Origin of the sequence: Cryobacterium sp. Y50 (assembly GCF_002929805.1) — a bacterium.
Classification (GTDB): domain Bacteria; phylum Actinomycetota; class Actinomycetes; order Actinomycetales; family Microbacteriaceae; genus Cryobacterium.
In genome coordinates this window covers 33403-58144 of sequence record NZ_PJJM01000079.1, presented here as the reverse complement: position 1 = coordinate 58144, position 24742 = coordinate 33403, and the positions used below count along the sequence as shown (strand labels likewise).

Genomic DNA, 24742 nt, shown 5'->3' with positions numbered 1-24742 from the left:
GAAGGTGGGCGATGCCGCTTTTGCGGGGCGGCAGGGTGGCTAGGCGAGCTCCTGGGCGTTTGCGCAGGTGATGCCGGGTCAACAAACCAACCGCGCTGGCCAGCACGGCGATCAGGAGCCAGGGCGAGACGCCAAGCAGCCCGTGCACGGTTGAGGCTTCCACCGTTACGCTGCGCAGGCCGGAGACTCCCGTAGCCAGCACGCCGGTCTTCGAGATCGCGGAAAACAGCGCGTAGAAGATGAGCGCCAGCCAGCTGCCCACCAGACCCTCACCGGCCCGATAGTAGGTGCCCGTGGCGCAGCCGCCGGCGAGCACGATGGCGAAGCCAAAGAGGAAGGCCCCAAGAATTGTGGCAAGCCAGGGAAAGGCGCTGGACGCCAACGAGATTACTCCGACTGCATCCAGGGTAAAGACTCCGACGCTCTGCACGGCGATCACGATCAGAAACGCCGTAATCCAGCGAGTGTTGCCGGTGACCCAGAGATCACGGAACGCGCCGGTAACGCAGAAACGACCGCGTTGCATCGCGAAGCCGAGGGCAATGCCCAGGCCCAAACCAGTAAGAAGCATGTCGTATCCCCGTTCGTTACGGCCTTCGCTGCAGTCGTGAAGGCACTATTGACGCTATGACTCATCATTCGAAGCAGCGCCGCAGAAGTCGCCGGGTGACCCTGTGAGACGACACATTTGACTGCTTTGAGGTTGAGCGCTACGCCCCGAGGCCATGAACCCGTGAATGCGATTCATTGTGGCGGTCGCTGGGGCTTTTCATCCGCCAAGAATTGCGCCGTCTCGCCGCGTTAGCGAGGTCACCTCAACTCTGAATCGGGAGCCGGATTCATCGGCGCCATCGTGCTCACTTTCGCGCGCGGCCATGGAGCATCGACTTGGTCCTCGGCCGCGGGAAACATTTTGACGCACGATGCGTTGCGTTTTACATGAAGACCATTGTGTATAGCCAGACCGGTGACCCGTCCGTACTCCAACTCGTCGATCGCCCAGTGGGTGAACCCAAGGCGGGGGAGGTGCGGGTGCGTATCGTGGTGAGCGGGGTCAATCCCACAGATTGGAAGTCGCGTCGCGGCACGGCGCCCGGAGAGGCGCTGGCATTCACCGACGTCGTACCCAATCAGGACGGCGCCGGCATAGTGGATGCGATCGGTGACCGTGTCGAGAACGTCGCCGTGGGCGACCGGGTGTGGCTCGCTCTCGCCGCGTACCAGCGTGCGGATAGCGGTACCGCGCAGGAATACGCGGTACTGCCGGCGGAGCGCGTGTTCGCCTTACCGCCCGAGACGAGTTTCGACCAGGGAGCGAGCCTGGGGGTGCCGGCCGTCACGGCGTACCGAGCGCTATCGGTGGCCGAAGACGGTCCGGACACGCTGTATCCGGGCGCCCTGGGCGGCAAGATTGTGCTCGTGGCCGGCGGTGCTGGTGCAGTCGGCCACGCCGCCATTCAGCTGGCACGTTGGGCTGGTGCCACCGTGATCACGACGGTAAGTGGGCCGGCCAAGGCAGCGCTCGCCACGGCCGCCGGTGCTCACCGAGTGCTGATCTATACCGATTCTGACGTGGTGACCCAGATCCGCACCGTCGCTCCCGACGGAGTTGACCTGATCGTGGAGGTGGCCCCAGCCCAGAATTCCGCCCTGGATCTAGCCGTCATCCGCAACCGAGGTTCGATCGCGGTCTACGCCAACAATGGCGGCGACCTGGTGACTCTCGACGTACGCAAACACTTCAGCCTCAACGTGCGCTACCAGTTCGTGCTGCTCTACACGGTCGGCGCCGAGGTCGTGCACCAGGCCGCCGCCGGCATCAATGCCGCACTCGTCGACGGCGCGCTGAACGTGGGAGCGGATGGGGGACTGCCGCTGCATCGCTTCGACCTCGCGCACACAGCGGATGCCCATGCGCTGGTCGAAAGTGGTGTCACCGGCAAGGTGCTCATCGACGTGGCCGCTGCCTGATCGCATCGGTCGCGGCATCCGCAGGGCACGCGCAGGATTCCGCTTCAACTCACGGGAGGATGGGGTCATGGCAAACAATGAACACGAGCAGTGGGGTAAGAACTATCAACCGGGCGTTCCCGCCCAGATTGAACTCCCAACGGAGTCCCTGGTGGCGATGCTCGAGCGGGCAGTAGCCGAGGCCGGCGCCCACCCTGCACTGGAGTTCTTTGGGCGTCGAACGACCTACACCGAGCTCGGCGACCAGATCGACAGGGCCGCCGCGGGGTTGCGCCATCTCGGGGTGCAAGCTGGCGACCGGGTGGCTCTGATCTTGCCGAACTGTCCCCAGCATGTCGTCTCTTTCTACGCGGTGCTCCGCCTCGGTGCGGTGGTGGTGGAGCACAATCCGCTCTACACCTCCAGAGAATTACGTCACCAGTTCGAAGATCACCAGGCCCGCGTCGTCATCGCGTGGGACAAGGCGACGGCCGCCGTGCGTGAGTTTCCGGCCGACATCGAGATTGACCACGTCGTCTCGGTCAATCTCCTCATGGAGTTTCCCACCCTCAAGCGCCTCGCCCTGCACCTGCCGGTGAAGAACCTGCGCGAGTCACGCGCGGCGCTTACGGGCCCGGCGCCGGGAACGATGTCGTGGAAGGACCTGCTCGGTCATGGTGCTATCGACTTCGAGCATCCGCGCCCGTCGGTGGATGACTTGGCCGCCATTCAGTACACTTCGGGCACCACTGGCACGCCGAAGGGGGCCATGCTCACTCATTTCAACCTGTATTCCAATGCTTTGCAGGGTGAGGCGTGGATGCACGGAGCGCAGTACCGCAAAGAAATCTTCTATGCGATCCTGCCGATGTTTCACGCGTTCGGGATGACTTTGTACCTGACGTACGGCATCCGCAAGCAGGGTTTGCTGGTGTTGTTCCCGAAGTTCGAGCCCGGTCTGATTCTCGACGCCATGAAGAAGTCACCCGCAACGGTGTACTGCGCGGTGCCGCCGATCTACGAGCGCACGGCGCTCGCCGCGAAAGAAAGAGGGATCTCGCTGCGATCGTGCAAGTACTGCATTTCGGGCGCCATGAATCTACCCGATCACGTCGTAGAACTGTGGGAGTCAGTATCGGGCGGACTGCTTGTGGAGGGATATGGCATGACCGAGTCGTCTCCGGTCGCCCTGGGTAATCCGTTTCATGCCAGCCGACGTACGGGCACGATCGGTGTGCCTTTTCCATCGACCCTGATGAAAGTAGTCGATCTGGATGACCCGAGTACCGAGGTGCCCGTAGGCCAGCCAGGAGAGTTGTTACTGAAGGGACCTCAGGTATTTCAGGGCTATTGGAACAACCCGGAGGAGACAGCGAAGACGCTTCTGCCCAATGGCTGGCTGCGCACCGGTGATATCGTGATCGTGGATGAGGATGGCTTCACCACGATCGTAGACCGGGCTAAGGAGCTCATCATTACCGGTGGCTTCAACGTCTCGCCCTCCGAAGTGGAGGCCGTTCTGCGCCTGCACTCGAGTGTCAGTGACGCCGCCGCGTTCGGCCGTCCGCTCGAACGGGGCGGGGAGATGGTCGTAGCCGCGATCGAGCTCAAGTCGGGTGCCACTCTCGACGAGGATGCCTTGCGGGCGCACTGCCGGGAACACCTCGCGGCGTACAAGATTCCGCGGCGAATCGTGCAGATCGAAAACACGCCACGCTCGATGCTCGGCAAGGTCTTGCGCAAGCAGGTTCGTGAGCAGGTTCTGCCGCTGCTCTGATACCAGGCCAACGATGTTGCTGGGTCGCTCATGATGTTTCCCGAGGGAATATTTCCCCGTAGAGGGGTCTTGCAACCGGTATGACTACTATCGCAATTATCGGTGCAGGCAAGGGACTCGGTGCAGCAGTAGCGCATCGTTTTGGTAAGGAAGGATTTACCGTTGCGCTGATTTCGCGTAACCAGGGGCGAGTGGATGCCCTGGCTGAAGAACTGCGCCAAGAGGGAATCACCGCGAAGGGTTTTGTCGCCGACGTGCGGGACCAGCCGTCGATCACGCGAGCGCTCGAGCAGGTAGCGGAAACCCTCGGCGCGATCGAGGTGCTGCAGTACAGCCCCCTGCCGCAGAAGGACTTCATGCGTCCCGTGCTCGAAACGACACCCGCTGATTTGGTCGGACCGATCGAATTCTCCGTTTATGGTCCCGTCGCGGCGGTGCACCAGGTCGTACCCGGTATGCGTTTCTTGGGAAAGAACCGGGGCACCATCCTGTTCGTCAACGGCGGCACCGCAGTGACTCCGGTACGCAGTCTGACGGGTACATCCATTGCCTTTGCCGGACAGGCCGCCTACGCGCAGCTGTTGAATGAGGTTCTTGGTGAAGAGGGTATCCAGGTGTCCCAGCTCATCATCGGCGGTGGCATCATTGCTGGCCACCCCGAAAAGGACCCGGCAAAGCTGGCCGAGCACCTCTGGAATTTGCACGCGAAGCGCGACCAGTTTCGCCTGCAGATCAGCGCCGACTAATCGGCGTCAGTTTGACGTAATCGACCGCGAGCACCTCACAGCACGTGTTTGAGAAGCCCGCCCGTGTTCACACACGGGCGGGCTTCTCGCGTGCGTGCCACGACGACGCGAAATAGCACTAACACTAACCAGCCGAGACCCCATTTTTCTTGACGTGGTTCAGGGAACCATCCGTAGATTCCGCAGACCCAAGATCTAGGTGCCGTCCCANATTCCGCAGACCCAAGATCTAGGTGCCGTCCCAAGCACGCTTGAGGATCAAGTCCAGTTTGGCGGGTCACGTTGACACACGTTCACTCCGCGATCTAGTATGGAATCGATTCCATGGAATCGATTCCACGACCACGATGAGGTGAAAGAGATGGTGGACATCACAATTAAGGATGTGGCCGCGCTCGCTGGCGTTTCTGCAGCCACCGCGTCCCGCGTACTCTCTGGTAATCCCGCCACCTCTCCCCAGGCTCGGGACAAGGTCGCAGCGGCAGCCATCGAGCTGGACTACCGGCCCAACGCGCAGGCCAGGGCCCTGCGCTCGACCCGGAGCGATTCCATCGGCCTGCTGGTACCAGACGTGCGCAACCCGTTCTTCGCCGACCTCGCCCATACTGTTGAGCAAGCAGCCCTCTCCGAGGGCTATGTCACCCTGCTCGGCAATGCCAACGAGCAGAAGGAACAGCAGGACCGGTACCTGGAGACGCTGATCTCTCGGCGGGTGGACGGCATCATCGTGGCGCCACTTGGCGACGGTGGCGGCAGCATCCGTTCCCTGATCGAGCGCGAAGTTCCCACCGTCTTCGTAGACCGCACAGTCGACGGCATCGACGTGCCGACCGTAACCACCGACAGCGCAGTAGGCATTCGTCAGACCGTAGAACACCTCGCCTCCCTCGGGCACACCAGGATCGGGTATATCTCCGGTCCGCAGGCGACCTCGACCGGACGCGACCGGTACGCAGCCTTCGCTGCGGCTGTGACCGACGCCGGTCTCAGTCAAGACCTTGACCTGGTCTACTTCGGTGACTTTCAGGCGGCGAGCGGCTCGGCGGGCGTGCACGTTCTGCTCGAACTGAACGACCCACCCACGGCGTTGCTTGCCGCGGACAGCCTGATGGCCGTCGGCGCGATCGCCATCCTGCACAAACTCGGTTTGCGCATCGGCACGGACATCGCCCTGGTTGCCTTCGATGACATCGAGTGGTTCGCCCTACTCGACCCGGCCCTCAGCGTCATCTCTCACAGCGTGGAGGACATGGGCCGGATCGCCTTCGACCTTTTACTTGAGGTCATCGCCGGGCAAACCCCCCAATCGGTGGTTCTCCCCAGCGAACTCGTCATCAGGGCCTCGTCGTCGGTGCCCATCCTGCCCGCATCCAGCCGAAGGAAGAACTGACATGACTCAACAACCACTGCTGACCTTGCAGAATGTAGGAAAGGTCTTTGGGTCGGTCACGGTCATCAACGATGTCACGGTCAGTGTGTATCCCGGCCAGGTTCAGGTATTGCTCGGGGAGAACGGCGCTGGCAAGTCCACGCTGATCAAGATGATGGCGGGCGTTTACCAGCCGGACTCCGGCCACATCGTCGTTGATGGAAATACGGTCACCCTGCCGAACACTCGCGCGGCGGAGGCGCTGGGCATCGCCACGATTCATCAGGAACTGAACCTTGTTCCCAGCATGAGCATTGCCGAAAACGTCATGCTCGGGCGGATGCCGACTAAGCACGGTCTCGTAGACCGCCGGGCCTTACGCCAGCAGGCCCGTGCCGCTCTGGCCCTGATCGGGTTGGATATCGACGTCGATGCCCTGGTCGGAGACCTGGGCATCGCCCGGCAGCAGCTGGTCGAGATCGCCAAGGCGCTGAGCATCAACGCCCGCATTTTGATACTCGACGAGCCCACCGCGGCGCTGACGCGCCACGAAACCGAAAACCTGTTCGCTGTCATGGCCGACCTACGCCAGCGAGGCGTCGGCATGCTGTTCATCAGCCACCACCTCGACGAGATCGCCGAGGTCGGAGACACCGTCACAGTACTGCGCGACGGCGAATTTATCGGAGAGGTTCCGGCTTCGACATCCGAAGACGAGCTCGTCAAGCTAATGGTCGGCCGCGGCATTGAGGACCAGTTCCCCAGAGTGTCCGAAAATCTGAGTCAGGCCGTGGAAGTGCTCACCGTAGAGAACCTCACCTCGACCGGACTATTCAGCAACATCAGTTTCACCGTCAAGGCGGGCGAGGTACTCGGCATCGCGGGTCTGGTCGGCGCCGGACGTACCGAACTCATCCGGGCCATCGCGGGCGCAGATCGGTACACTTCCGGCACGGTGGCCGTGCGCGGCCAGAACCTACCGAAGGGCGATATCAAGGCCGCCATCGCCGCGGGCATCGGGCACGTACCGGAGGACCGCAAGGGACAGGGGTTGGTGCTCGACGCGTCCGTCAATAACAACCTTGGCTACGCAACCCTTGCGTCTACCGCGAAGCTGGGACTGGTTGATTTTGCCGGTCAACGCAGGCGGGCAACCGAGGTAGCGAAGAGACTTCGCATCCGCATGCACACGATCGACCAGCCCATCGGCGCACTCTCCGGAGGGAACCAGCAGAAGGCCGTGTTCGGCCGCTGGATCATCGCCGCCTCCACGGTCCTGCTGCTCGACGAACCCACTCGCGGCGTGGATGTGGGAGCCAAGGTCGAGATCTACGAATTGATGAACACGATTACCGCGGCCGGGGGAGCGATTCTCATGGTCTCCAGCGAACTGCCCGAGATTCTCGGCATGAGCGATCGCATCCTGGTGATGCGCGACGGCCGGCTGGCTGGCGAGCTCAGTTCCGCAGAGGCTACCCAAGACGCAGTTATGACACTCGCCGCCCGCGATGTCGACGAGAAGCACGAACAGAGATAGGGAAGCACCTCATGTCCACCACCACCCTGCCGACGCGGCGACGCGGCGTCGACTACAAGAAGTTCCTCGCCAACAACGGCGCCCTGGTCGGCCTTGTTGTTCTCTGCCTCGCCCTGTTCATCGCAACCCCAGACTTTCTGACGGGGCCGAACCTGCTCAACATCGGTATCCAAGTATCCACTGTTGCCGTGCTGGCCTTCGGGATGACCTTCGTCATCGTGGCTGGCGGCATCGACCTGTCCGTCGGAAGTGTGGCGGCTCTGTCGGCTATGTCCTCCGGTTGGATGTTCGCCAGTGCTGGCCTCCCCGGCTGGCTCGCTCTCGTAGGCGGTCTGGTAGTCGGAGCGCTGGCCGGAGCAATCAACGGTTTGGCGAACGCCTATGGAAAGCTGCCGTCCTTCATCGCCACCCTCGCAATGCTCAGCGTTGCCCGCGGACTGACCCTGGTCATCTCCGATGGCCGGCCGATCAAGACCGCGCCCGAGGTTTCCTTTCTCGGCGGCAACCTGGGACCGGTGCCGATGCCGATCGTCATTCTCGTGATCGCTGCCCTGGCCGCGTCGTTCCTGCTCAACCGCACCGTGATCGGTCGTTCGATGTACGCCGTCGGCGGAAACGCAGAAGCCGCACGGCTATCGGGTCTGCCGGTCAAGCGCATCCTTGTCACCGTCTTTGCCCTGGCCGGACTCTTCGCTGCCCTCGCCGGACTGCTGCTCGCCGGGCGCCTCGATTCCGCGCAGCCCCAGGCGGCGGCCGGTTATGAACTCGACGCCATTGCGGCCGTCGTAATCGGTGGCGCCTCGCTCTCCGGTGGTCTCGGCCGAATCTCGGGCACCCTCGTGGGGGCTCTGGTCCTGGTCGTTATCCGCAATGGCCTGAACCTGCTCAATGTCACTTCATTCTGGCAACAGGTCGTCATCGGCCTCGTGATCGCCCTCGCAGTGGGCATCGACGTGCTTCGTCGCAAGACCCGCAATAGCTGACTCGTCGGCTGCTGGCAACTTTTCATCATTTCCACTCCATCTCACTCAAAGGAAACACAATGAAGTCATCCCCGTTCCTCAAAATCGCGGCATTGACCGCTACGGCCGCCTTGATCCTGGTCGGAACCACTGCCTGTGGCCGCGGCGGCGGCGCAGAGGCCTCCGGCGACAAAATCGTGATGGCCATTTCCACCCTGAACAACCCGTTCTTCGTGGAACTGCGCGACGGTGCAGAGGCGGCAGCCAAGGAAGCCGGAGTGGAGCTGAGCATCGTTGACGCGCAGAACGACTCTGCCACGCAGGCCAACCAGCTCGCTACGGCCGCCTCCAGCGGTGCCAAGGCCGTCATCGTAAATCCGGTGGACTCGGATGCCGCCGCCTCGGCAGTGGAGGCCTTGATTGGTGCCGGAATTCCCGTCATCGGAGTTGACCGCACCGTCACCGACGTCGACCTGGCATCACTCGTCGCCAGCGACAACGTGGCCGGCGGCCGTCAGGCGGCCGATGAACTCGCCAAAGCCATGGGCGAAACGGGCACGGTCATCCACCTGCAGGGGGTAGCCGGAACGTCAGCCAGTCGGGAGCGCGGCGCCGGCTTCGACGAGGGCATGCAGGCATACCCCGACATCACCGTGGTCGCCACGCAGACGGCCAACTTCGACCGCGCCGCCGCGCTCGATGTCACGACCAACCTGCTGCAGGCCAACCCGGGTGTCACCGGTCTCTTCGCGGAGAACGATGAGATGGCCCTCGGCGCCATCCAGGCGTTGGGCGCACGGGCCGGCTCTGAGGTCTTTGTCGTCGGCTTCGACGGCACCACCGACGGACTCGACGCCGTCGAGGCCGGTACCCTCGTCGCCACCATCGCCCAGCAGCCGGCCGAACTCGGCAAGCTCGCCATTGAATTCGCCATCAAGGCCATCAAGGGCGAGACGATCGCGAAGACCGTTCCGGTCGAGGTCGTCTCCGTCACCAAGACGAATGTCGGCGACTTCGCCAAGTGAGTCACCTCGCCAGGAGTGCCCTCATCTCACCCGCCAGCACTAGCACCAGCGCGCACGGTTCGGTCGTCGTCGTTGGATCCATCAACGTCGATCAGCTGATCCGCGTGCAGCGCCACCCGAAGCCGGGAGAGACGCTCATCGGAACGTCGATGGAATACTTACCCGGCGGTAAGGGGGCCAACCAAGCCGTGGCCGCGGCCCGGCTCGGAGCCAGTGTGCGCATGGTTGGAGCAGTCGGTCGGGATTTGCAGGCCGACGTCGCGACCGCGATCCTGACCGATGTGGGTGTCGACCAGTCGGCCGTGCGAACGGTCGGTGAACCCACTGGGCTGGCCCTGGTCAGCGTGGATGATGACGGCGAAAACACGATTGTGGTCATTCCTGGCGCCAACGCTCTGATGGGTGCACAGGCTGTTCAGTCCAACGCGGGCATCATCGCTGCTGCTTCTGTAGTGGTGCTCCAAGGTGAGATTCCCGCCGAGGGAATCGCGCAGGCGGCGCGGTTGGCAACGGGACGGGGGGTGCTGAATCTGGCTCCCGTGATCGAATTGGATGCTGCGACGATCCGGCGCGCCGACCCGCTGGTCGTCAACGAGCACGAGGCTGCCCTCGTGCTCGCACAATTAGAACCGCATCGCGCTGTCCCCACCGAGGATGCCAAGCTGGTGAGCCGACTGCTGGGGTCGGGCGTCGCATCCGTTGTGCTGACGCGCGGCGCCAAGGGAGCCATCTGTGCTGATCGGGATGGTACCAACATTGTGGCATCGCCGACGGTCGTCGCCGTCGACAGTGCGGGGGCCGGCGATGCATTCGTGGGAGCGCTCAGCGCCCAGCTGGCTGCCGGGGTGAGCCTGCCTCAGGCCGTTCGCCTGGCCGTACGAGTCGGGGCGTTTGCGGTGCAGAGCCGTGGAACCCAGACCTCATATCCCACACTGGCCGACGTACTGCCGACGGTGAACGCATGAAAAGGAGAGGCATCCTGAACGCCGAGCTGTCGGGTGCACTGGCCCGGCTCGGTCATACAGATATCGTTCTGCTCGCGGACTGTGGCATGCCGATCCCGCAGGGGGTTCCCGTGATCGACCTTGCTGTGGTGCACGGTATCCCGCGGTTCGAACAGGTTCTGGACGCACTGCTCGATGAGATGCTGTTTCAGGGTTGCGTCGCGGCGGAGGAAGCAAAGACCGCCCCCGCTGGAGCTTGGCTGGCCGAGCGTTTCAACGAAATCGAATACATCAGCCACGCAGAGTTGAAAGCATTCTCCGCGTCGGCGAAGCTGTTCATTCGCACGGGGGAGGCAACGCCGTTCGCCAATGCGGCGCTGGTCTGCGGGGTCTCCTTCTAAAACCGACCGCCCGCTCCGCTCGACGAAGCTGAGCAGCACTGTGCCCGAGTACGCCCCCGATCTCGTTCACGAGCATCCCCATGCTAAAGAGCTCGGCGGTCTCTTCGATGATCGAAAAGTTACTCGAGCCGTCGTGGGTGGCGGTGACGATCCCGGCGGTGGCTCCGGTGGGCACGATGACGAGGTTATCGCCGGCCCCGGCCGGCGATACGACCGCGAACGTGCCGAAGGTATCGTCTGCCCCGGATTGCACGGTGTCGGCCCTGGGCGAGAACGATGTTCAGGTCGACGAACCACCAGATTCCCAGGCCGCCAAGCGTCAGCAGCTTTGCAATACCCGAGTCGACCTTGCCCAGCGGGTCCGTGATGCACGCCATATTCGCGGCCTGACCCGAGTCAACCTTGCTGCGGCCGCCAGAGTGGAACCGGCCTGCTTTCACCGATGACGAGGATGCCCCGCACACGCCGATTTCCCAGCCTCTTCGTCGTCATAAGAGCTGGACAAAGCGGGCATCCGCGAACTTCCTGCAGAACTGCACCCGAAGCACGACTCGCTGTGTGCGCCGTTTGCGACGGGAAGCCCTCAACCGTTATTCGTTCTTGGCGCGAAGGTAAGCACGGAGATGAGGTACCGCAAAATCGATCAGCCCCCAGCCCGCGTCAACGATGACTCCCGCGTCGATGAGCCGGCGGCGGTATACACCGGCATATTTCTTGGTTCGCCCGAGTTGGTCGGCGATGAGGGCAAGCGCGACCGGTCCATCGTTTCCGGCCATTTTCGCAAGAAACGCTCGGTCGACGTCGGATAGATCGGCCAGTGATGCTTGGAGGACGGTCGTTCCGAGTCGATTGCGTGCTGCGACGATGCCAGCGTCAACCGCTTCGTCGGTCAGAGCGCCGTCGACTGCGCGCCGCCACACTTGGTGGCCGACCAGCTGAATCAAAAACGGGTAGCCTTCGGTCGCTGCCGCCGCCCGCGTGAGCTGTGTGTCGGTGAGCGAAATTCCCGTGTCGATGAAGGTGCGAGCCAGTGCCGCGCGCACGTCCGAAAGCAGGACGTCACCCAGGTCAATGCGGTCCGCTCGACGCAGGAACGTGGATACGTCCTCGTTCAACAGATCGCTGACGGCCTTGGGGATTCCCGCCATCAGCAAGCTGATCGGCAGATCTTCCCGGATCAGATGTTGGATGACCGCTGCGAGTTCGAGCAGATCGCCACGATCGACAGCGTGGATCTCATCGATGGTGATGAGAAGGCCGGTGGCGTGAGTGTCGAGAACACGAAGGAGGTCGGTGGCCAGTTCACGCCACGCCACCTGATGCTCCGGGGGCAGCTCGGTTGTGAGGCCGAACCCTGCGGCGATAAACGCGGTGATGCGTCTGTTTGGGGGGCCGTCGCCGAGCTCGTCACGGTGAGCGATCATTGCTTCAGCAAGTCGCACCATGAGTCCACGAGTGGCGGTTTCGGAAATGACGATCCAACCGTGCTCCCTGGCCAGATCCTCGGCTGCGGACAGCATGACGGTCTTGCCTATACCCCGGGGGCCGGTGAAGATGGTGAGCAGGCCAGGTGAACCGGAGCCGTCTTCCAGGCCCTCGCGGAAACCCTCCAGAGCGTCGGTGCGTCCAACGAGGAGGGGCGGTCGGGCGCCCGCAGTGGGTTTGAACGGGTTACGCATCGCACTTCCTTTAGAAGTTTTTAGGAGGTTTTTCTCCTTTGTGCATGTTGCCTGAATGCTAGCTGATGTCGGCATTTGTGCAAGTCCTGGTGCAGAGCCGCGGCTGTGAGTGCGGCGGAGGCGAGAGAATCGATCAGTCCGTCCTGCGCGTAGAGTGTGCCGACAAAGAAGCTGATCGAGAGTAGGACGAGGCAGTGAGCCTGACGCCCTTCCGATATATCCGCTACGGGGAATTTCGCAGGATTCACGCAGAACGCTATTGGATTCTCCCGATGATGTCAACGAAAGAATCACGAAGGGCGGCGCGACGTACGATCAATGGATGCCGCCGCGCTCTCCACTCCCGCAACGTCACGGCCTCGAGGCCGCGTGGGTCTGCACGCCGGAACGGGCGCAGTATCCGCTTTGGGAGACGATGGGTGCCTGGCTGGACGAACGCTTGTCGGAGTTCGTGGACGTGGCGGGTTTTCTGGCTCAGGGGCGCTTTGTCTACGAGACCGGCACCGCGGTCGCCGGTCGTGACCCCTACCGGCCGTACACCTTCGTCTGGTTCCACCGCGATCTGGCAGGGGAGACGTTCGTTCTAAGGCCAATTCACTTGATTTATCGCGACGATCGCATCGTCGTGATCGACAAACCTGCCTTTCTCTCGACCATTCCCCGCGGGCGCCACGTCGTGCAGAGCGTGGTGGTGCGCCTGCGGATTCCGATCAGTGACGACCCGATCTACCCGATCGTGCAGGAGATCGCGAGCGACGATTTCACCCGGCCCCTGCAACTGCTGGCGAACGAGGTGCGCTTCACCGACCCGATCGACGGTCGCCTGCGGCAGTTTGCCAGCGTGCGCACGCCTCCGTTGCGCAGCGCGGTCAGCTGAGCACGGAGTTCTGCCGCCGTGTTGCAGCAGGCGGTTCTGAAGCTGGCACGTGTTCAAACCCGGGCGAACTTCTCAAACATGTACCGCGAGCCCTGGGGATCGACAGTGCGCGTCCAGTGCTCGTCAAACGAATGCCTAGGCTAGACCTATGGCCACAGTCATTCTCGTGCGGCACGGCCGCACCACCGCAAACACCGCCGGGATACTCGCCGGGCGGGCAGCCGGAGTGCGGCTCGACAAGATCGGGCAGGACCAGGCAGCTCTGACGGGAAAACGCCTCGCGGTGGTGCCCCTGGTCGGCGTGGTCTCAAGCCCCTTGGAACGCTGCCAGCAGACTGCGCAGCTCATCCTCGACCAGCAGAGCGGTTCCCCGATCACGCCGATTGACGACGATCTCACCGAGTGTGATTACGGCCGCTGGCAGGGCCGGACCATCAGCGATCTGGCCAAAGAAGACCTCTGGTCGGTGGTGCAGACGCAACCCTCGGCCGTGATCTTTCCCGGCGGCGAATCGATGGCGGCGATGCAGGCGCGGTCGGTGGCCGCGATTCGACGCCACGACGCCGCCTTCGAGGCTCAGCACGGGCCCGGTGCCGTGTGGGTGGCGGTCAGCCACGGCGACGTCATCAAGTCCATTTTGGCTGACGCGCTCGGCATGCACCTCGACCTGTTCCAACGCATTAACGTCGGCCCCGGGTCGGTGTCGATCGTGCGCTACGGCTCCGGCCGGCCGAGCGTCTACGCCACCAACACCGACGGCGGCGATCTATCGTGGCTGGCCAACAGCATCCACTCACCGGATGCTGCTGTCGGCGGTGGAGCCGGTCATCAGCCGCCGCGCACCTCGAACGCGTAAAATATTCACATGCCTACAATCGTCCATGAGTTTGACTGGCCCGACCGGGTCGTCGTCGGCACCGTCGGCCTGCCCGGGTCGCGCACGTTTTACCTGCAGGTGCGCAGTGGCACCCGTATCGTGAGTATCGCGCTGGAGAAACAGCAGTCGGCGCTGCTCGGCGAGAAGATCGATGAGATCCTCGACCAGTTGATCACCTTCGAGGGCAACCCCTTCAGTATTCCGACGACGACCCCCATTGAGCTCGTCGACAACGACCCGCTTGAGCAACCCGTTGCCGAGGAATTTCGCATCGGGGCGATGAGCCTGGGCTGGGACCCCTCAACGGTGCAGGTCGTGATCGAGGCCTACCCGATCACCGACGATGACGAGGAATTGCTCGATCCGGCAGACGTGGCTGAAATGCTGCTGGTGCGCATCCCCGTCGGCACGGCGCGGGCATTCGCGAAACGCACGCGTGAGGTCGTCGGCGCCGGGCGACCGATGTGCTCCCTCTGCGGTTACCCCGTCGACGCCGACGGGCACACCTGCACCCTGCCCGAAGCCTGATGCCGATTCCCGACCTGGTCAATGGTGAGTTGAAGCTCACCGGCCGCATCACGACGGCCTCGAATGCAACGTTCCTGGGGAGCATCGACGGCACGGTGGTCGTCTACAAACCGGTAGCGGGGGAGCATTCGCTGTGGGATTTTCCCGACGGAAACCTCGCCAGTCGCGAGGTAGCCGCCTACCTGGTCTCACAGGTCTTCGGCTGGAACGTCGTGCCGCGTACCTGGCTGCGCGACGGCCCGATGGGCGAAGGCATGGTGCAACTGTGGCAAGAGTCTGACGCCGCGCAGGCCGCTGTCGACGTCGTCGCGGCTGATGCCGTTCCGGATGCCGGGTGGCGACACGTACTCGATGGGAGAGACGAGCGCGAACGCATGGTCACCCTCATTCATGAAGACAGCGCGGCGCTTCGCCGCATGGCTGTGTTCGACATCGTCGTGAACAATGCCGATCGCAAGGGCGACCATATTCTCGCGATGCCCGACGGTCACCGGCACGGCGTTGACCACGGGCTCACGTTCCATGTCGAACACAAGCTGCGCACCGTGCTGTGGGGTTGGCTCGGTGATGCGCTCACGGCCGACGAGCTTGAGGGCATCGACCGCGTCACCGCTGGCCTGTCTGCTGAGCTCGGCAACACCCTCGCCGGCCTGCTCCGCCCCGAAGAAGTCGCGGCGCTCGCCGAACGCTGCGGCCGGTTGCGGTCCGAGGGTGAGTTCCCCGCCCCGAGCGGCGACATGCCCGCCGTACCCTGGCCCCTGTTCTGAGTCATCTGTGGGACGCTTGACGCATGGATCTTGAGGTGTCGCCGGCGCTCACCATTCCCGAGAGCGAACTGGGCTGGCGCTTCTCGCGGTCGTCAGGCCCGGGCGGCCAGCACGTCAACACCTCCGACAGTCGCGTCGAGCTGTCCTGGAACGTGGCCGAATCGACCGTTCTTTCCGATGACGAGCGGATGCTGCTGCAAACTCGCCTCGGGCACCGTCTCGTTTCCGGGGTGGTCACCATCGCCGCGAGCGAGCAGCGTTCCCAGCTGCGCAACCGCGAGATCGCCCTGCGGAAGCTCGCCGACCTGGTGACCGCGGGGCTGGCTGCGAAACCACCCGCCCGCCGCGCGACCAAACCCACCAAAGGCTCAGCCCGGCGGCACCTCGCCGTCAAACAGCAGCGCTCAGCCACGAAGCAGAACCGCCAGCGGCCGTCGGCGGAGTAGGCCGGCGACGCGGTGGCATCCGCTCGCAGAGAAAGCTGCCGCTTGACGCAGCGGCATCCGCTCGAAGCGGCTACCGCACGAGCAGCATCTGCCGAAAATACACCGCGAGCTCGTCGGTCGCCGTCAGCGGCAGCACGTTCGCGACGTACTGGTCGGGGCGCACGACGACGATGGCACCGTCGCGGCTGATTCCGCGCAGGGAGTAGATGTCGTGTTCTGGATCGGTGGCATAGAGCTTTTCGTAGTCGATCAACCCGAACGGGCCGGTTTTGGGTAAGAAAACCTCGGAAACCCGGCTGATGTCGACCTCGGCGTGGGCCTGCTGGTAGACCACCTTGATGTCGAAGACGCTGTCGATGTCCGTGCCGGCGGGGGTGTGGGCGAGCAGCGGCGAGTCGCCAGCCGTGCGCATCCACTCTGCCCATGTAGCTAGTTCAACGGAGGCGGCGTCGGCAAACGCGTAGATGCGCCAGCGGCCGTCGGCGCGGTGGTGGTGGCCAAGTTCGACCTGGTTGGCGTCACCGACGCGCACCACCGAGGCGGACTTGAAGCGCTTACCGATCGGAAACCCGGTCGCGAGCGACTGGTGGGTCGCCTCGCCGATCAGCATCGACGGCGGATACTGGGTCATGAAGCCGGCCGGAAACTCTGCCGTCTGCGTGTAGAACTCCTCGAGCGGCACCTTGAGGTCTTCCGGCTTTGCAGCAATGAGCGAAGACCACTCCTTGTCGAAGTCGATCAGGTTCTTGGCGATGATCTGGCGTTCTGCCGAGTAAGTGCCGAGCAGGCTGTCGGGGCTACGCCCGTCGAGCACGTAGGCGAGCTTCCAGCCCAGGTTGAAGCCGTCCTGCATCGAGACGTTCATGCCCTGGCCGGCCTTGGCGCTGTGCGTGTGGCAGGCGTCACCCAGAATGAAAACACGCGGCGAGCGGATGCCGATCTCCGCCGACAGCACATCGTCGAAGCGGTCGGTGAGCCGGTGGGCAACCTCGTACACGCTGTGCCAGGCGACGTTTTTCACGTCGAGCGTGTAGGGGTGCAGAATGGCGTTCGCCTTCGCGATGATCTGCTCCATCGAGGTCTGGCGCACGGCGCCATTGTCGTCCGGAGCGACTTCGCCGAGGTCGACGTACATGCGAAACAGGTAGCCGCCCTCCCTCGGAATGTGCAGGATGCTGCCGCCGGTTCCGGACTGGATGGCGCACTTGGTGCGAATGTCGGGAAAATCGGTGACGGCGAGCACGTCCATGACGCCCCAGGCGTGAAAGGCCTGGTCACCGGCAAGGGTGCAGCCGATCGAATCACGCACGGCGCTGCGGGCACCGTCGGCGCCGACGACGTACTTGGCGTGCACGATGCATTCCTGGCCTTGCTTCTCGCCGGTCGTGTGCACGAGTGTCACGGTGACGGGATAATCACCTTCATTGGTGTTTACCAGGCGGAGAAACTCGAATCCGAAGTCGGGTGTCATGCGGGTGGGCGCATTGGCCATCACCTCGGCGAAATAGTCCAGGACGCGCGCCTGGTTGACGATGAGGTGCGGAAACTCGCTGATGCCGGTGGGGTCATCGATAGCACGGGCCGTGCGGATGATGTTTGCCGGGTTAGTGGGGTCGGGTTTCCAGAAGGCCATCTCGGTGATGCGGTAGGCCTCGGCGATGATGCGCTCGGCGAAACCGAAGGCCTGAAAGGTTTCGACGCTGCGGGCCTGGATTCCGTCGGCCTGGCCGATCGCCAGGCGCTCGCCGCGGCGTTCGACGATGCGGGTCGTGATGCCTGGAAACTGGGAGAGTTGGGCGGCCGTGATCATGCCGGCCGGGCCCGTTCCGACGATGAGAACGTCGACGCTGTCGGGCAGTTCGTCGGGTCGATCGATGCCGACCCCGGCGGCGTTCTGAACGCGGGGATCGGTGGACACGTATCCGTGGTGGTGAAACTGCACGGCTTCCTCACTTCTCTGTGTGGTTCCTCGGAGTGGTTCCTCGGAGTGGTTCCTCGGTGTGGTCTCGCGTGGCGATTGTGTCACCGTTCGATAATAGAACGCACTGTTCTATTATCGCTTTATGAATCATATATGACATCGGTTGATTCACAAGGCGCCCTGACAGCATCTGTTCAAGGCTGGCTTACCCGGTGACCAACTCCACTCTTGACACAGCGCTGGTTGTTGAAAGCATAGGAATGAGCCCGTATTTTTTCGGGCCACCCTCGACCGATAAAGGAGTCACCATGGTTACCAGCATCTTCGTCAATCTCGCCACGAGCGACCTCGAACGCTCGAAAGCATTCTTCGAGGGGCTCGGTTGGACGATCAACCCGGCGTTCACCGATGAGAACGCCGCCTGCATCGTGATCGACGATAACCTCTACCTCATGGTGCTCACCAGAGACTTCTTCGCCACCTTCACCGACAAGCCGATCGCCGACCCCAGTACCTCGATGATGACGCAGACCGCGTTCAGCCGGGACTCCCGCGAAGCCGTCGACGCCATGCTCGACAAAGCGCTCGCCGCGGGCGCTTCCGAGCCTCGCGTGGCCCAGGACTACGGTTTTATGTACGCGCGCGACTTTCAGGACCCCGACGGCAACGAGTTCAGCGCCCTATGGATGGATCCGGTGGCTTCCGAAAAGGGGCCGGCAGCGTACCTGGCCGAGCATCCCACGAACGCCTGAGTCTGGGGAAGACGCCCGCCGCTACCGTCGGTGAGCGGTGGACGCTCCTCATCATTCGCGACCTGGGTTCGCGGCGCTAAACCTGAAACCCGGGCATCTGAATGACCACAGAAACACTCGCATAAGCACCTCCACGCCCACGGCGGCCGACTGCGCCCACACCACACTGCGCGATGGATCGCACGCCGTGAGACACCGGTTTGCTACCCGCTGCACCGAATCGGATGTCTCCATCCAGCATTTCCAGGAGATGTTCAGACTCGGAAATGGAGACCATTGCCTTTCTGATGCTTTCCCGCCGAGCCCGATCGCCCCGGACTCTGTCCGGCGGCTGCCTCGGATAGCGGGCTATCCACCCGCTCTCAGCGGGTCGAGCATTCCTGTGGTCAAATACGCGAGGCCGATCGGTTGCAGGTCGTGAGCTGGCTAGCCATCCGCGCTGTGTGGGTTGATGATTGCTCTGTGAATACATGCAGCGTTGGGTGCGGGTTGTGAACCCGGCGGCCCGGCGTGTGCAGCGCGTCTACCTCACCCTGATGCTCGGGAATACGCTCGCGGCCTCGTTCATCTGGGGCATCAACACGCTGTTTCTGCTCGACGCTGGACTGTCGAACTTCGAGGCCTTTGCCGCCAACGCGTTCTTCACCGTGGGCATGGTGATCTTCGAGATTCCGACCGGGGTGGTCGCCGACACGGTCGGGCGCAAGGCGTCCTATCTGCTCGGCACCATCACCCTGTCGGTCACGACCGGGCTGTACTGGATGCTGTGGCTCTGGCAGGCGCCGTTCGTCTGGTGGGCGCTCGTGTCGGTGCTGCTCGGACTCGGCTTCACCTTTTTCTCCGGCGCCGTCGAAGCCTGGCTGGTTGATGCCCTCGCCGCGACCGGGTACACCGGCAGCCTCGAGGCCGTGTTTGGCCGGGGCCTCGTGGTGACCGGAATCGCCATGTTCTCCGGCTCCGTGCTCGGCGGGGTGATCGCCCAGGTGACAGACCTGGGTATGCCGTTCCTGGTGCGTGCCGGGGTGCTCATGCTGATGTTCGTGTTCGCGTTCATTGTTATGAAAGACCTCGGTTTTACTCCGGATCGCTCCGCCGGCCCACTGAAAGCGATCCGCAACGTGCTCAGTCAGTCGATCGAGCACGGCCTGAAAAGGCGTTCGGTGCGCTATATGATCCTCTCGGCGCCGTTCGTCGGCGGTGTCGGAATCTATGCCTTCTACGCGCTGCAGCCCTACCTACTCGAGTTGTACGGCGACCCGACCGCGTATTCCATTGCCGGGTTGGCCGCGGCCGTGCTGTCCCTGGCGCAGGTGGCGGGCGGACTGCTGGCGCCGCGCATCCGCTCACTGTTCGCCAAACGCACCAGCGTGGTGTTGGTAGCGGTAATCATCAGTATCGGCACGCTGGTGGCCCTCGGCCTGAACAGCTTGTTCTGGCTGGCCATCGTTCTGCTCGTGGTCTGGGGCTTCGTGTTCGCCGTCGTCGGGCCGGTGCGGCAGGCGTATCTCAACGACATGATCCCGTCAAAGCAGCGCGCGACCGTGCTGTCGTTCGACTCGCTGTTCGGCAGCCTTGGTGGAGTGTTCATCCAGCCGGCCCTCGGTCGCGCGGCCGACCTGCAGGGCTACGGCACCTCGCTCGTGATCGGCGCCGTGGTCGAGCTCATCGGTCTGCCGCTCCTTCTGGCCAGCCGCCGCCAGAAAGACCCCGCTGACGCCCGCACCATATAAGCGGATGCTGCACCATCCGCTGGCTTTTAGCTCCCGTCGCGCACGTCTTGGAGGAACTTGCGCACATGCTGGCCCAGCGCTTCGATGCGCTGCTGGCGCGCGGCCTCCACGTCGAAGCCAATGTAGGCGACCGAAGGGAGGTTGCGCACGTTCGCCGAGCACTCGAAGTTGGCGCAGGCGAGAATACCGATCGTGTCGCCGTTTCGCCCAGCCTGCCCGGCCCGTTTGGAACTGAAGAACGCCACATCGTTGGGCAGCTGCACGGCGTCGAAATTCTCCTCGAAGCGGATGTGCGGCTCACCCTCGAGATCGACCCAGCGTTTGAGCATGGCGTTCTGGTCGACGTGGGGGTGCTCTTTCTGGTCGGCACGCGTGTGGCGAAGGACCACCTCGCTTACACCCCGGCGGTCGGTCGTCGCTCACCCTGGTCGCTGGAGCCGATCCCGTGCGTCTGCTGCTCATCGGTGGCGAACCACTCGGTGAACAGATTCTGATGTGGTAAAACTTCGTCGGCCGCAGCCACGAAGAAATCGTCAGCTACCGAACCCAGTGGCAGGCCGAGATCGGTGCGGCCGACGGTGACCTCGTTGACCCGCGATTTGGTACCTTTCCCGCGGGCGAGCCCGCCCCGATCCCGCCGCCAATTCTCCCCACAGTGCGGTTGCGCCCACGTAGTTAGTCGCTCGGCGCGCGCGCTGCTCGTGCACGCGTTGAATGAAGCCGCAGAAAGCTTCTACGGCAAGTTCGGATTCGTGCCCCTATCGCGAGTTCTCCACTCTCTGTACCTGCTCATCAGCGATGCCGGAGCCACTCTTGCAGCGGTGGCGCACTGACCCAATATCGGGTCGTGCCCATCTCCTTACGCGTAGCCGACTGCGGTGCCCGCCACAGGCACGCCGTTCGGGCGAGCGGCTAGTTGTGGTAGTCGCGGTACGGGTGGCCCGGTGTCGGGTCGTTTCCATCAAGGCGGTCGAGATCGCCATTTCGCGGCTCGTGACTGTCAACGGTGCCCGGCACGATCCGAGTGGATGTCGGCGGGTCAGGGTGGAAAGATTTGTTCACGAGCGGGTTCTTGCTGGGTAGGGCGATCAGTGTCCGTTCGGGGTCGATTTCGATTGGTGGTTGCAGCCAATATAAAGAGTCGCTAAACCAGATCTTCCAATGCCGGTTATGGAGCAGCATGTGATGCAGACTGCAAAGAAGAATGGCATGGTCAATGTCGGAAAGTCCCTGGTCAATCCAATTTTCGATGTGGTGCGTTTCGGTCCAGGCGGGTGGCTTGTCGCAGCCGGGCCAGCGGCATCCTCCGTCGCGCACGGCGAGGGCGCGGCGTTGCTCACGATTGAAGAGGCGTTGGTCGCGCCCGACGTTGAGGGGTTGTCCGGTTTGGTCGAACAGGATGCCGAGGTAGCCGCTGTCGCAGAGGTGCCGGTCGATCGTTTCCGCCGACACCGGTGCGGGGTTGCCTTCGATATATTTAAATGACGAGTTGGGTGTGGCGTCCGTGGTCACCGCTGTTGTCGGCCCGCCCATCCGCTCGACCATCCGCCCGCCCGCCAGGTCGCCGGTCAGTCTGTTGGTCGGTTCGCCCGTCATTCGGCTCAATTCGCGGCCCGTCTGGCCGTTGCTCGGCGCTTTCCTGTTGGTCCCAGTAAGGCCATCCGGTTCGCCACTCTCGACGGTCTCGGCAGCCTGCAGGCCTTCATCGGTCGCCGTTTCGGGGGCTGGCGTGCTGGGGTCATCACTGGGGGTGGGGAAGGAAAAGGGGGCGGGGAGGGTGGTGGGGCGATCGTGTTCGGTGACGATGACCTGCACCACTGGGCGGCGACCGCCGAACAGAGTGTTCGGGTCGGCGTCGGCGCCGAGCTTGAGCAGCTGAGTGAAGGAATCCGCGGCGATCTGGTCGAGGGTGCGCGGGTCGTCCTTCACACTCTGCGCCCAGGCGGCTCGTTCTGGGTCGACGAACCGTACCCCGCCGCGACGCGGACTGGTCAGCGCGTCGTAGGTTGCCATCCACCTTTCCCCCTGCTCCGGCGGAAAGAGCGCGTGCAACGTCACCATGCCGTCGGCGCGCCGCCACAGCGACCAGGTCGTGTCATCGCGAGCCTGCTTCTCCCGCGCCAGAATGCCCGCCGCGTCCAGGTCGTCCCGCATGCGCCTGGCCCGTTTGTAGGCCTGCTCGGTGTTCATCCCTGAAGCCTCGACCAGCAACACGCGCAGCGCGGCGGCAAGCTTCTCGGCAGTGATCGCCTGATCTAAGGTGCCCAGCCCCCGCAACAGGGCGTCGCCGACGCCGGGCGAGAACGTGCCGGCAGTGACGGCGTGCACGATTGGCGCCTGCCACGGCGCCACCACCGGTACTGGCGCGATGATCGGTTCGATCGGCAGCACGGGGCGGGAAACGAAGACGGGCAGCGGTGGCAGATCCGGGTGAAGCACCGCCCAGACCGCCGCCCGCTCCGCCTCGCGAGCAGCCTCCGCTGCAGCCTCTTCAGCAGCTCGGGCAGTTCGCTCCACGTCCCGAGCAACGTCTGCCGCGCGGCGTTCAGCAGTTTCGGTGTCGCCCATCAGTACTCCGACGGCTACCAGCCGGCCGGCCTCAACTCGGCTGAGCCCGGTGGCCTCCTGCACCATCAGCGTCGGGTTGCCAAACCCATGCCGCGCCGCCAAACCCGACTGGCCCAGCTCCGGCCGGGACCGCTGCGCAATCGTGCCCGCCAGCAACGCCGCCGCAGTGTTACTCAGTCGCAGCAGGTCAGCGATCGAACCACGCGCCGCCAGCACCTCTGCCTCAGACAGACCAGCGAACTCAGCACAGGAGCCACCGAGCGCGGCCACTGTGGCCGCCGCCCGGGTGAGTTCCACTGCCATGTTGCTCATGATTCAACCCAACACCCGACCACTGACATTCCCGAAGAAAAATCATGCTTACAAGCACTAAGTCGGCGAAATCCGCCAAAGAATACCCAAAGAAATGTTTCGAGGGCAGAAGACGCTCACCATTTCACAACGGTCGGCCGGAGCTCGAGAGACCGTGGCCGCCACTACGCGGGCGGGCCGGGTCTGGAAAATCACTGCATCTTGAGTGCCCAAATGCGATTGCAGCGTGCGGCACTCCCGCCCGGGTAAGCACGAAAGTCGGCGCTGCCGACTGCTCATGCTGCGCCGGTTGCCAAACCTGCCTGTCCTGCGCCGGCACGGGCTCGGGGCAGCCCGGACGGCCGTTTGGCTGGCGGCGGTAGCCACTGCGACCTACGACATCATCCTCAGACAGCCAATGGGGCAGGCGCTTTACCGTTACCGTCGTGGAACTACGTGTGGTTTACGCTCGCGGCGATTGCTGCTCTCGGTTGGCAGATTTTTGTACTGTGGAAGTGTCGTGACCAGGCATCGCGAAATGACGAGCACCGCATTGCGGCCGCTTTGGCTTTCGCTTCAAAGGATCTCAAGCCAGGCGAGCAGCGCGGAGCAACGGACGTGATCGCGACTATCGACTAGTAGTAACCGCTCGACATTTGTGATGTGAATTGAATCGAACTTGACGATCGCCTTGTGCGCTCGTTGGTGTCGGCCTACAGTACAACCAAATGGTTGTATATGAAACAGTGAGTGACGAGACGGATCGCATTTTTCATGCGCTCGCCGATGCCACGCGTCGCGACATCGTGATGCGGGTCGTGCAGCGCGAGCAGTCGGTGTCGACGCTCGCCGCGAGCTATGCCATGAGCTTCGCGGCGGTGCAGAAGCACGTGGCCGTCTTGGAGCGGGCGCATCTCGTCGTGAAAGAACGCCGCGGACGGGAGCAGCTGGTGCACGGTAACCCCGAAACGATGCGCAAGGCAACCCTGCTGCTGCAGCACTATGAAGAACTGTGGCGGTATCGCGCCCAGCGCATGAGAGACATCTTGTCCCGAGATGTCTCGCCAAAAAAAGAAGGAGAAGATTCATGACCGTCGTTAGTTCACACACAGATCCTGAGGCACTGACCCTCACCTTTGTGGCCGAGTTCGACGCGAGCGTCGAACGGGTGTGGCAACTTTGGGAAGATCCGCGCCAGCTTGAGCGTTGGTGGGGGCCGCCTATCTGGCCGGCCACCTTCGATCGCCACGACTTCGTTCCCGGCGGGAAGTCGCGCTACTACATGACCGGACCAGACGGTGAGAGGGCGCGTGGCTGGTGGGTGACCACTGCCATCCACTCGCCGGAACGGCTGGAGTTCGACGATGGTTTCGCCGATGACAACGGTGAGCCCACGGGCGACCTGGGGGCAACCCACGCGGTGGTCACCCTGGAGCAATTTGACGCGCGAACGCGCATGACGATCTTCAGTACCTTCGAGAGCGCCGATCAGCTCCAGAAGATGATGGAAATGGGCATGGAGGAGGGTATGCGCGAGGCGATGGGGCAGATCGACAGCCTGCTCGCCGAGAAGGTGCGGGCGTAGCGCCGTGCCG

Annotated in this window: 25 protein-coding genes; 19 read left to right on the top strand and 6 right to left on the bottom strand. The window is 63.4% G+C overall.

Annotated features, from left to right (window positions below; genetic code table 11):
• On the bottom strand, window positions 1–571 hold a 571-nt coding region (locus CXY73_RS06300), incomplete at its 3' end, for a YeeE/YedE family protein (protein WP_146071654.1).
• A 368-nt stretch (window positions 572–939) separates the two neighbouring features.
• Between CXY73_RS06300 and CXY73_RS06295 the strand changes: the two genes are divergently transcribed.
• From CXY73_RS06295 to CXY73_RS21880, 10 genes are all read left to right on the top strand, one after another.
• Window positions 940–1971: an NADPH:quinone reductase gene (locus CXY73_RS06295; protein WP_104177177.1), complete on the top strand. Its 1032-nt coding sequence runs from the start codon at window positions 940–942 to the stop codon at window positions 1969–1971.
• Window positions 1972–2038: 67 nt separating this feature from the next.
• On the top strand, window positions 2039–3727 hold the full coding sequence (locus tag CXY73_RS06290) for a long-chain-fatty-acid--CoA ligase (RefSeq protein ID WP_104177176.1): 1689 nt from the start codon (window positions 2039–2041) through the stop codon (window positions 3725–3727).
• Window positions 3728–3807: 80 nt separating this feature from the next.
• The gene (locus CXY73_RS06285) at window positions 3808–4473 is read left to right on the top strand and encodes an SDR family oxidoreductase (protein ID WP_104134664.1); all 666 of its coding nucleotides are present in this window, start codon (window positions 3808–3810) and stop codon (window positions 4471–4473) included.
• Between the two features lie 361 nt (window positions 4474–4834).
• Complete coding sequence (locus CXY73_RS06280; RefSeq protein ID WP_104134673.1) at window positions 4835–5863, top strand: LacI family DNA-binding transcriptional regulator; 1029 nt, start codon at window positions 4835–4837, stop codon at window positions 5861–5863.
• A gap of 1 nt (window position 5864) precedes the next feature.
• Window positions 5865–7379, top strand: coding sequence for a sugar ABC transporter ATP-binding protein (locus tag CXY73_RS06275; protein WP_104134663.1), 1515 nt, complete (start codon window positions 5865–5867; stop codon window positions 7377–7379).
• An 11-nt stretch (window positions 7380–7390) separates the two neighbouring features.
• Window positions 7391–8362, top strand: a complete 972-nt coding sequence (locus CXY73_RS06270) for an ABC transporter permease (protein WP_104177175.1) — start codon at window positions 7391–7393, stop codon at window positions 8360–8362.
• Between the two features lie 59 nt (window positions 8363–8421).
• Window positions 8422–9366 (top strand): substrate-binding domain-containing protein, encoded by a 945-nt coding sequence (locus CXY73_RS06265; RefSeq protein WP_104134661.1) that lies wholly within the window; start codon window positions 8422–8424, stop codon window positions 9364–9366.
• Window positions 9363–10331: a ribokinase gene (locus CXY73_RS06260; protein ID WP_369831217.1), complete on the top strand. Its 969-nt coding sequence runs from the start codon at window positions 9363–9365 to the stop codon at window positions 10329–10331. The genes CXY73_RS06265 and CXY73_RS06260 overlap by 4 nt, the downstream gene beginning before the upstream one ends.
• On the top strand, window positions 10328–10711 hold the full coding sequence (gene rbsD / locus CXY73_RS06255; protein WP_104134660.1) for a D-ribose pyranase: 384 nt from the start codon (window positions 10328–10330) through the stop codon (window positions 10709–10711). The genes CXY73_RS06260 and rbsD overlap by 4 nt, the downstream gene beginning before the upstream one ends.
• Window positions 10712–10818: 107 nt before the next feature.
• The gene (locus CXY73_RS21880; protein ID WP_158254045.1) at window positions 10819–11157 is read left to right on the top strand and encodes a hypothetical protein; all 339 of its coding nucleotides are present in this window, start codon (window positions 10819–10821) and stop codon (window positions 11155–11157) included.
• A 144-nt stretch (window positions 11158–11301) separates the two neighbouring features.
• Here CXY73_RS21880 and CXY73_RS06245 read toward each other — a convergent pair whose 3' ends face one another.
• Complete coding sequence (locus CXY73_RS06245; protein ID WP_104177174.1) at window positions 11302–12390, bottom strand: ATP-binding protein; 1089 nt, start codon at window positions 12388–12390, stop codon at window positions 11302–11304.
• A gap of 322 nt (window positions 12391–12712) precedes the next feature.
• Between CXY73_RS06245 and CXY73_RS06240 the strand changes: the two genes are divergently transcribed.
• From CXY73_RS06240 to arfB, 5 genes are all read left to right on the top strand, one after another.
• Window positions 12713–13267, top strand: coding sequence for a hypothetical protein (locus CXY73_RS06240; protein WP_104177173.1), 555 nt, complete (start codon window positions 12713–12715; stop codon window positions 13265–13267).
• Between the two features lie 148 nt (window positions 13268–13415).
• A complete protein-coding gene (locus CXY73_RS06235) occupies window positions 13416–14123 on the top strand; it encodes a histidine phosphatase family protein (protein ID WP_104134658.1) in 708 nt (235 codons plus the stop codon).
• Window positions 14124–14132: 9 nt separating this feature from the next.
• Window positions 14133–14672: a DUF3090 domain-containing protein gene (locus CXY73_RS06230; RefSeq protein WP_104134657.1), complete on the top strand. Its 540-nt coding sequence runs from the start codon at window positions 14133–14135 to the stop codon at window positions 14670–14672.
• Window positions 14672–15439: an SCO1664 family protein gene (locus CXY73_RS06225; RefSeq protein ID WP_104134656.1), complete on the top strand. Its 768-nt coding sequence runs from the start codon at window positions 14672–14674 to the stop codon at window positions 15437–15439. Before CXY73_RS06230 ends, CXY73_RS06225 begins: the two co-directional genes overlap by 1 nt.
• A gap of 23 nt (window positions 15440–15462) precedes the next feature.
• Complete coding sequence (gene arfB / locus CXY73_RS06220; protein WP_104177172.1) at window positions 15463–15885, top strand: alternative ribosome rescue aminoacyl-tRNA hydrolase ArfB; 423 nt, start codon at window positions 15463–15465, stop codon at window positions 15883–15885.
• Between the two features lie 70 nt (window positions 15886–15955).
• On the opposite strand, the gene CXY73_RS06215 is transcribed toward arfB, so the two are convergent.
• Window positions 15956–17827 (bottom strand): FAD-binding monooxygenase, encoded by a 1872-nt coding sequence (locus CXY73_RS06215; RefSeq protein WP_104177171.1) that lies wholly within the window; start codon window positions 17825–17827, stop codon window positions 15956–15958.
• Window positions 17828–18114: 287 nt separating this feature from the next.
• On the opposite strand from CXY73_RS06215, the gene CXY73_RS06210 reads away from it, so the two are divergent.
• Together CXY73_RS06210 and CXY73_RS06205 are read left to right on the top strand one after the other, a co-directional pair.
• Window positions 18115–18558, top strand: coding sequence for a VOC family protein (locus tag CXY73_RS06210; protein WP_104177179.1), 444 nt, complete (start codon window positions 18115–18117; stop codon window positions 18556–18558).
• A gap of 491 nt (window positions 18559–19049) precedes the next feature.
• Window positions 19050–20288, top strand: a complete 1239-nt coding sequence (locus tag CXY73_RS06205; RefSeq protein WP_104177178.1) for an MFS transporter — start codon at window positions 19050–19052, stop codon at window positions 20286–20288.
• Between the two features lie 26 nt (window positions 20289–20314).
• Here CXY73_RS06205 and CXY73_RS22275 read toward each other — a convergent pair whose 3' ends face one another.
• The 3 genes from CXY73_RS22275 to CXY73_RS06195 form a co-directional block, all read right to left on the bottom strand.
• The gene (locus CXY73_RS22275; RefSeq protein ID WP_233198173.1) at window positions 20315–20677 is read right to left on the bottom strand and encodes an FBP domain-containing protein; all 363 of its coding nucleotides are present in this window, start codon (window positions 20675–20677) and stop codon (window positions 20315–20317) included.
• 5 nt (window positions 20678–20682) lie between these two features.
• Window positions 20683–20811 (bottom strand): hypothetical protein, encoded by a 129-nt coding sequence (locus tag CXY73_RS23185; protein ID WP_255411365.1) that lies wholly within the window; start codon window positions 20809–20811, stop codon window positions 20683–20685.
• A 389-nt stretch (window positions 20812–21200) separates the two neighbouring features.
• Window positions 21201–23168 (bottom strand): HNH endonuclease signature motif containing protein, encoded by a 1968-nt coding sequence (locus tag CXY73_RS06195; protein WP_104177170.1) that lies wholly within the window; start codon window positions 23166–23168, stop codon window positions 21201–21203.
• 707 nt (window positions 23169–23875) lie between these two features.
• Here CXY73_RS06195 and CXY73_RS06185 point away from each other — a divergent pair.
• Window positions 23876–24238 (top strand): helix-turn-helix domain-containing protein, encoded by a 363-nt coding sequence (locus CXY73_RS06185; RefSeq protein ID WP_104177169.1) that lies wholly within the window; start codon window positions 23876–23878, stop codon window positions 24236–24238.
• A complete protein-coding gene (locus tag CXY73_RS06180; protein WP_104134649.1) occupies window positions 24235–24732 on the top strand; it encodes an SRPBCC domain-containing protein in 498 nt (165 codons plus the stop codon). The genes CXY73_RS06185 and CXY73_RS06180 overlap by 4 nt, the downstream gene beginning before the upstream one ends.
• Window positions 24733–24742 lie beyond the last annotated feature (10 nt).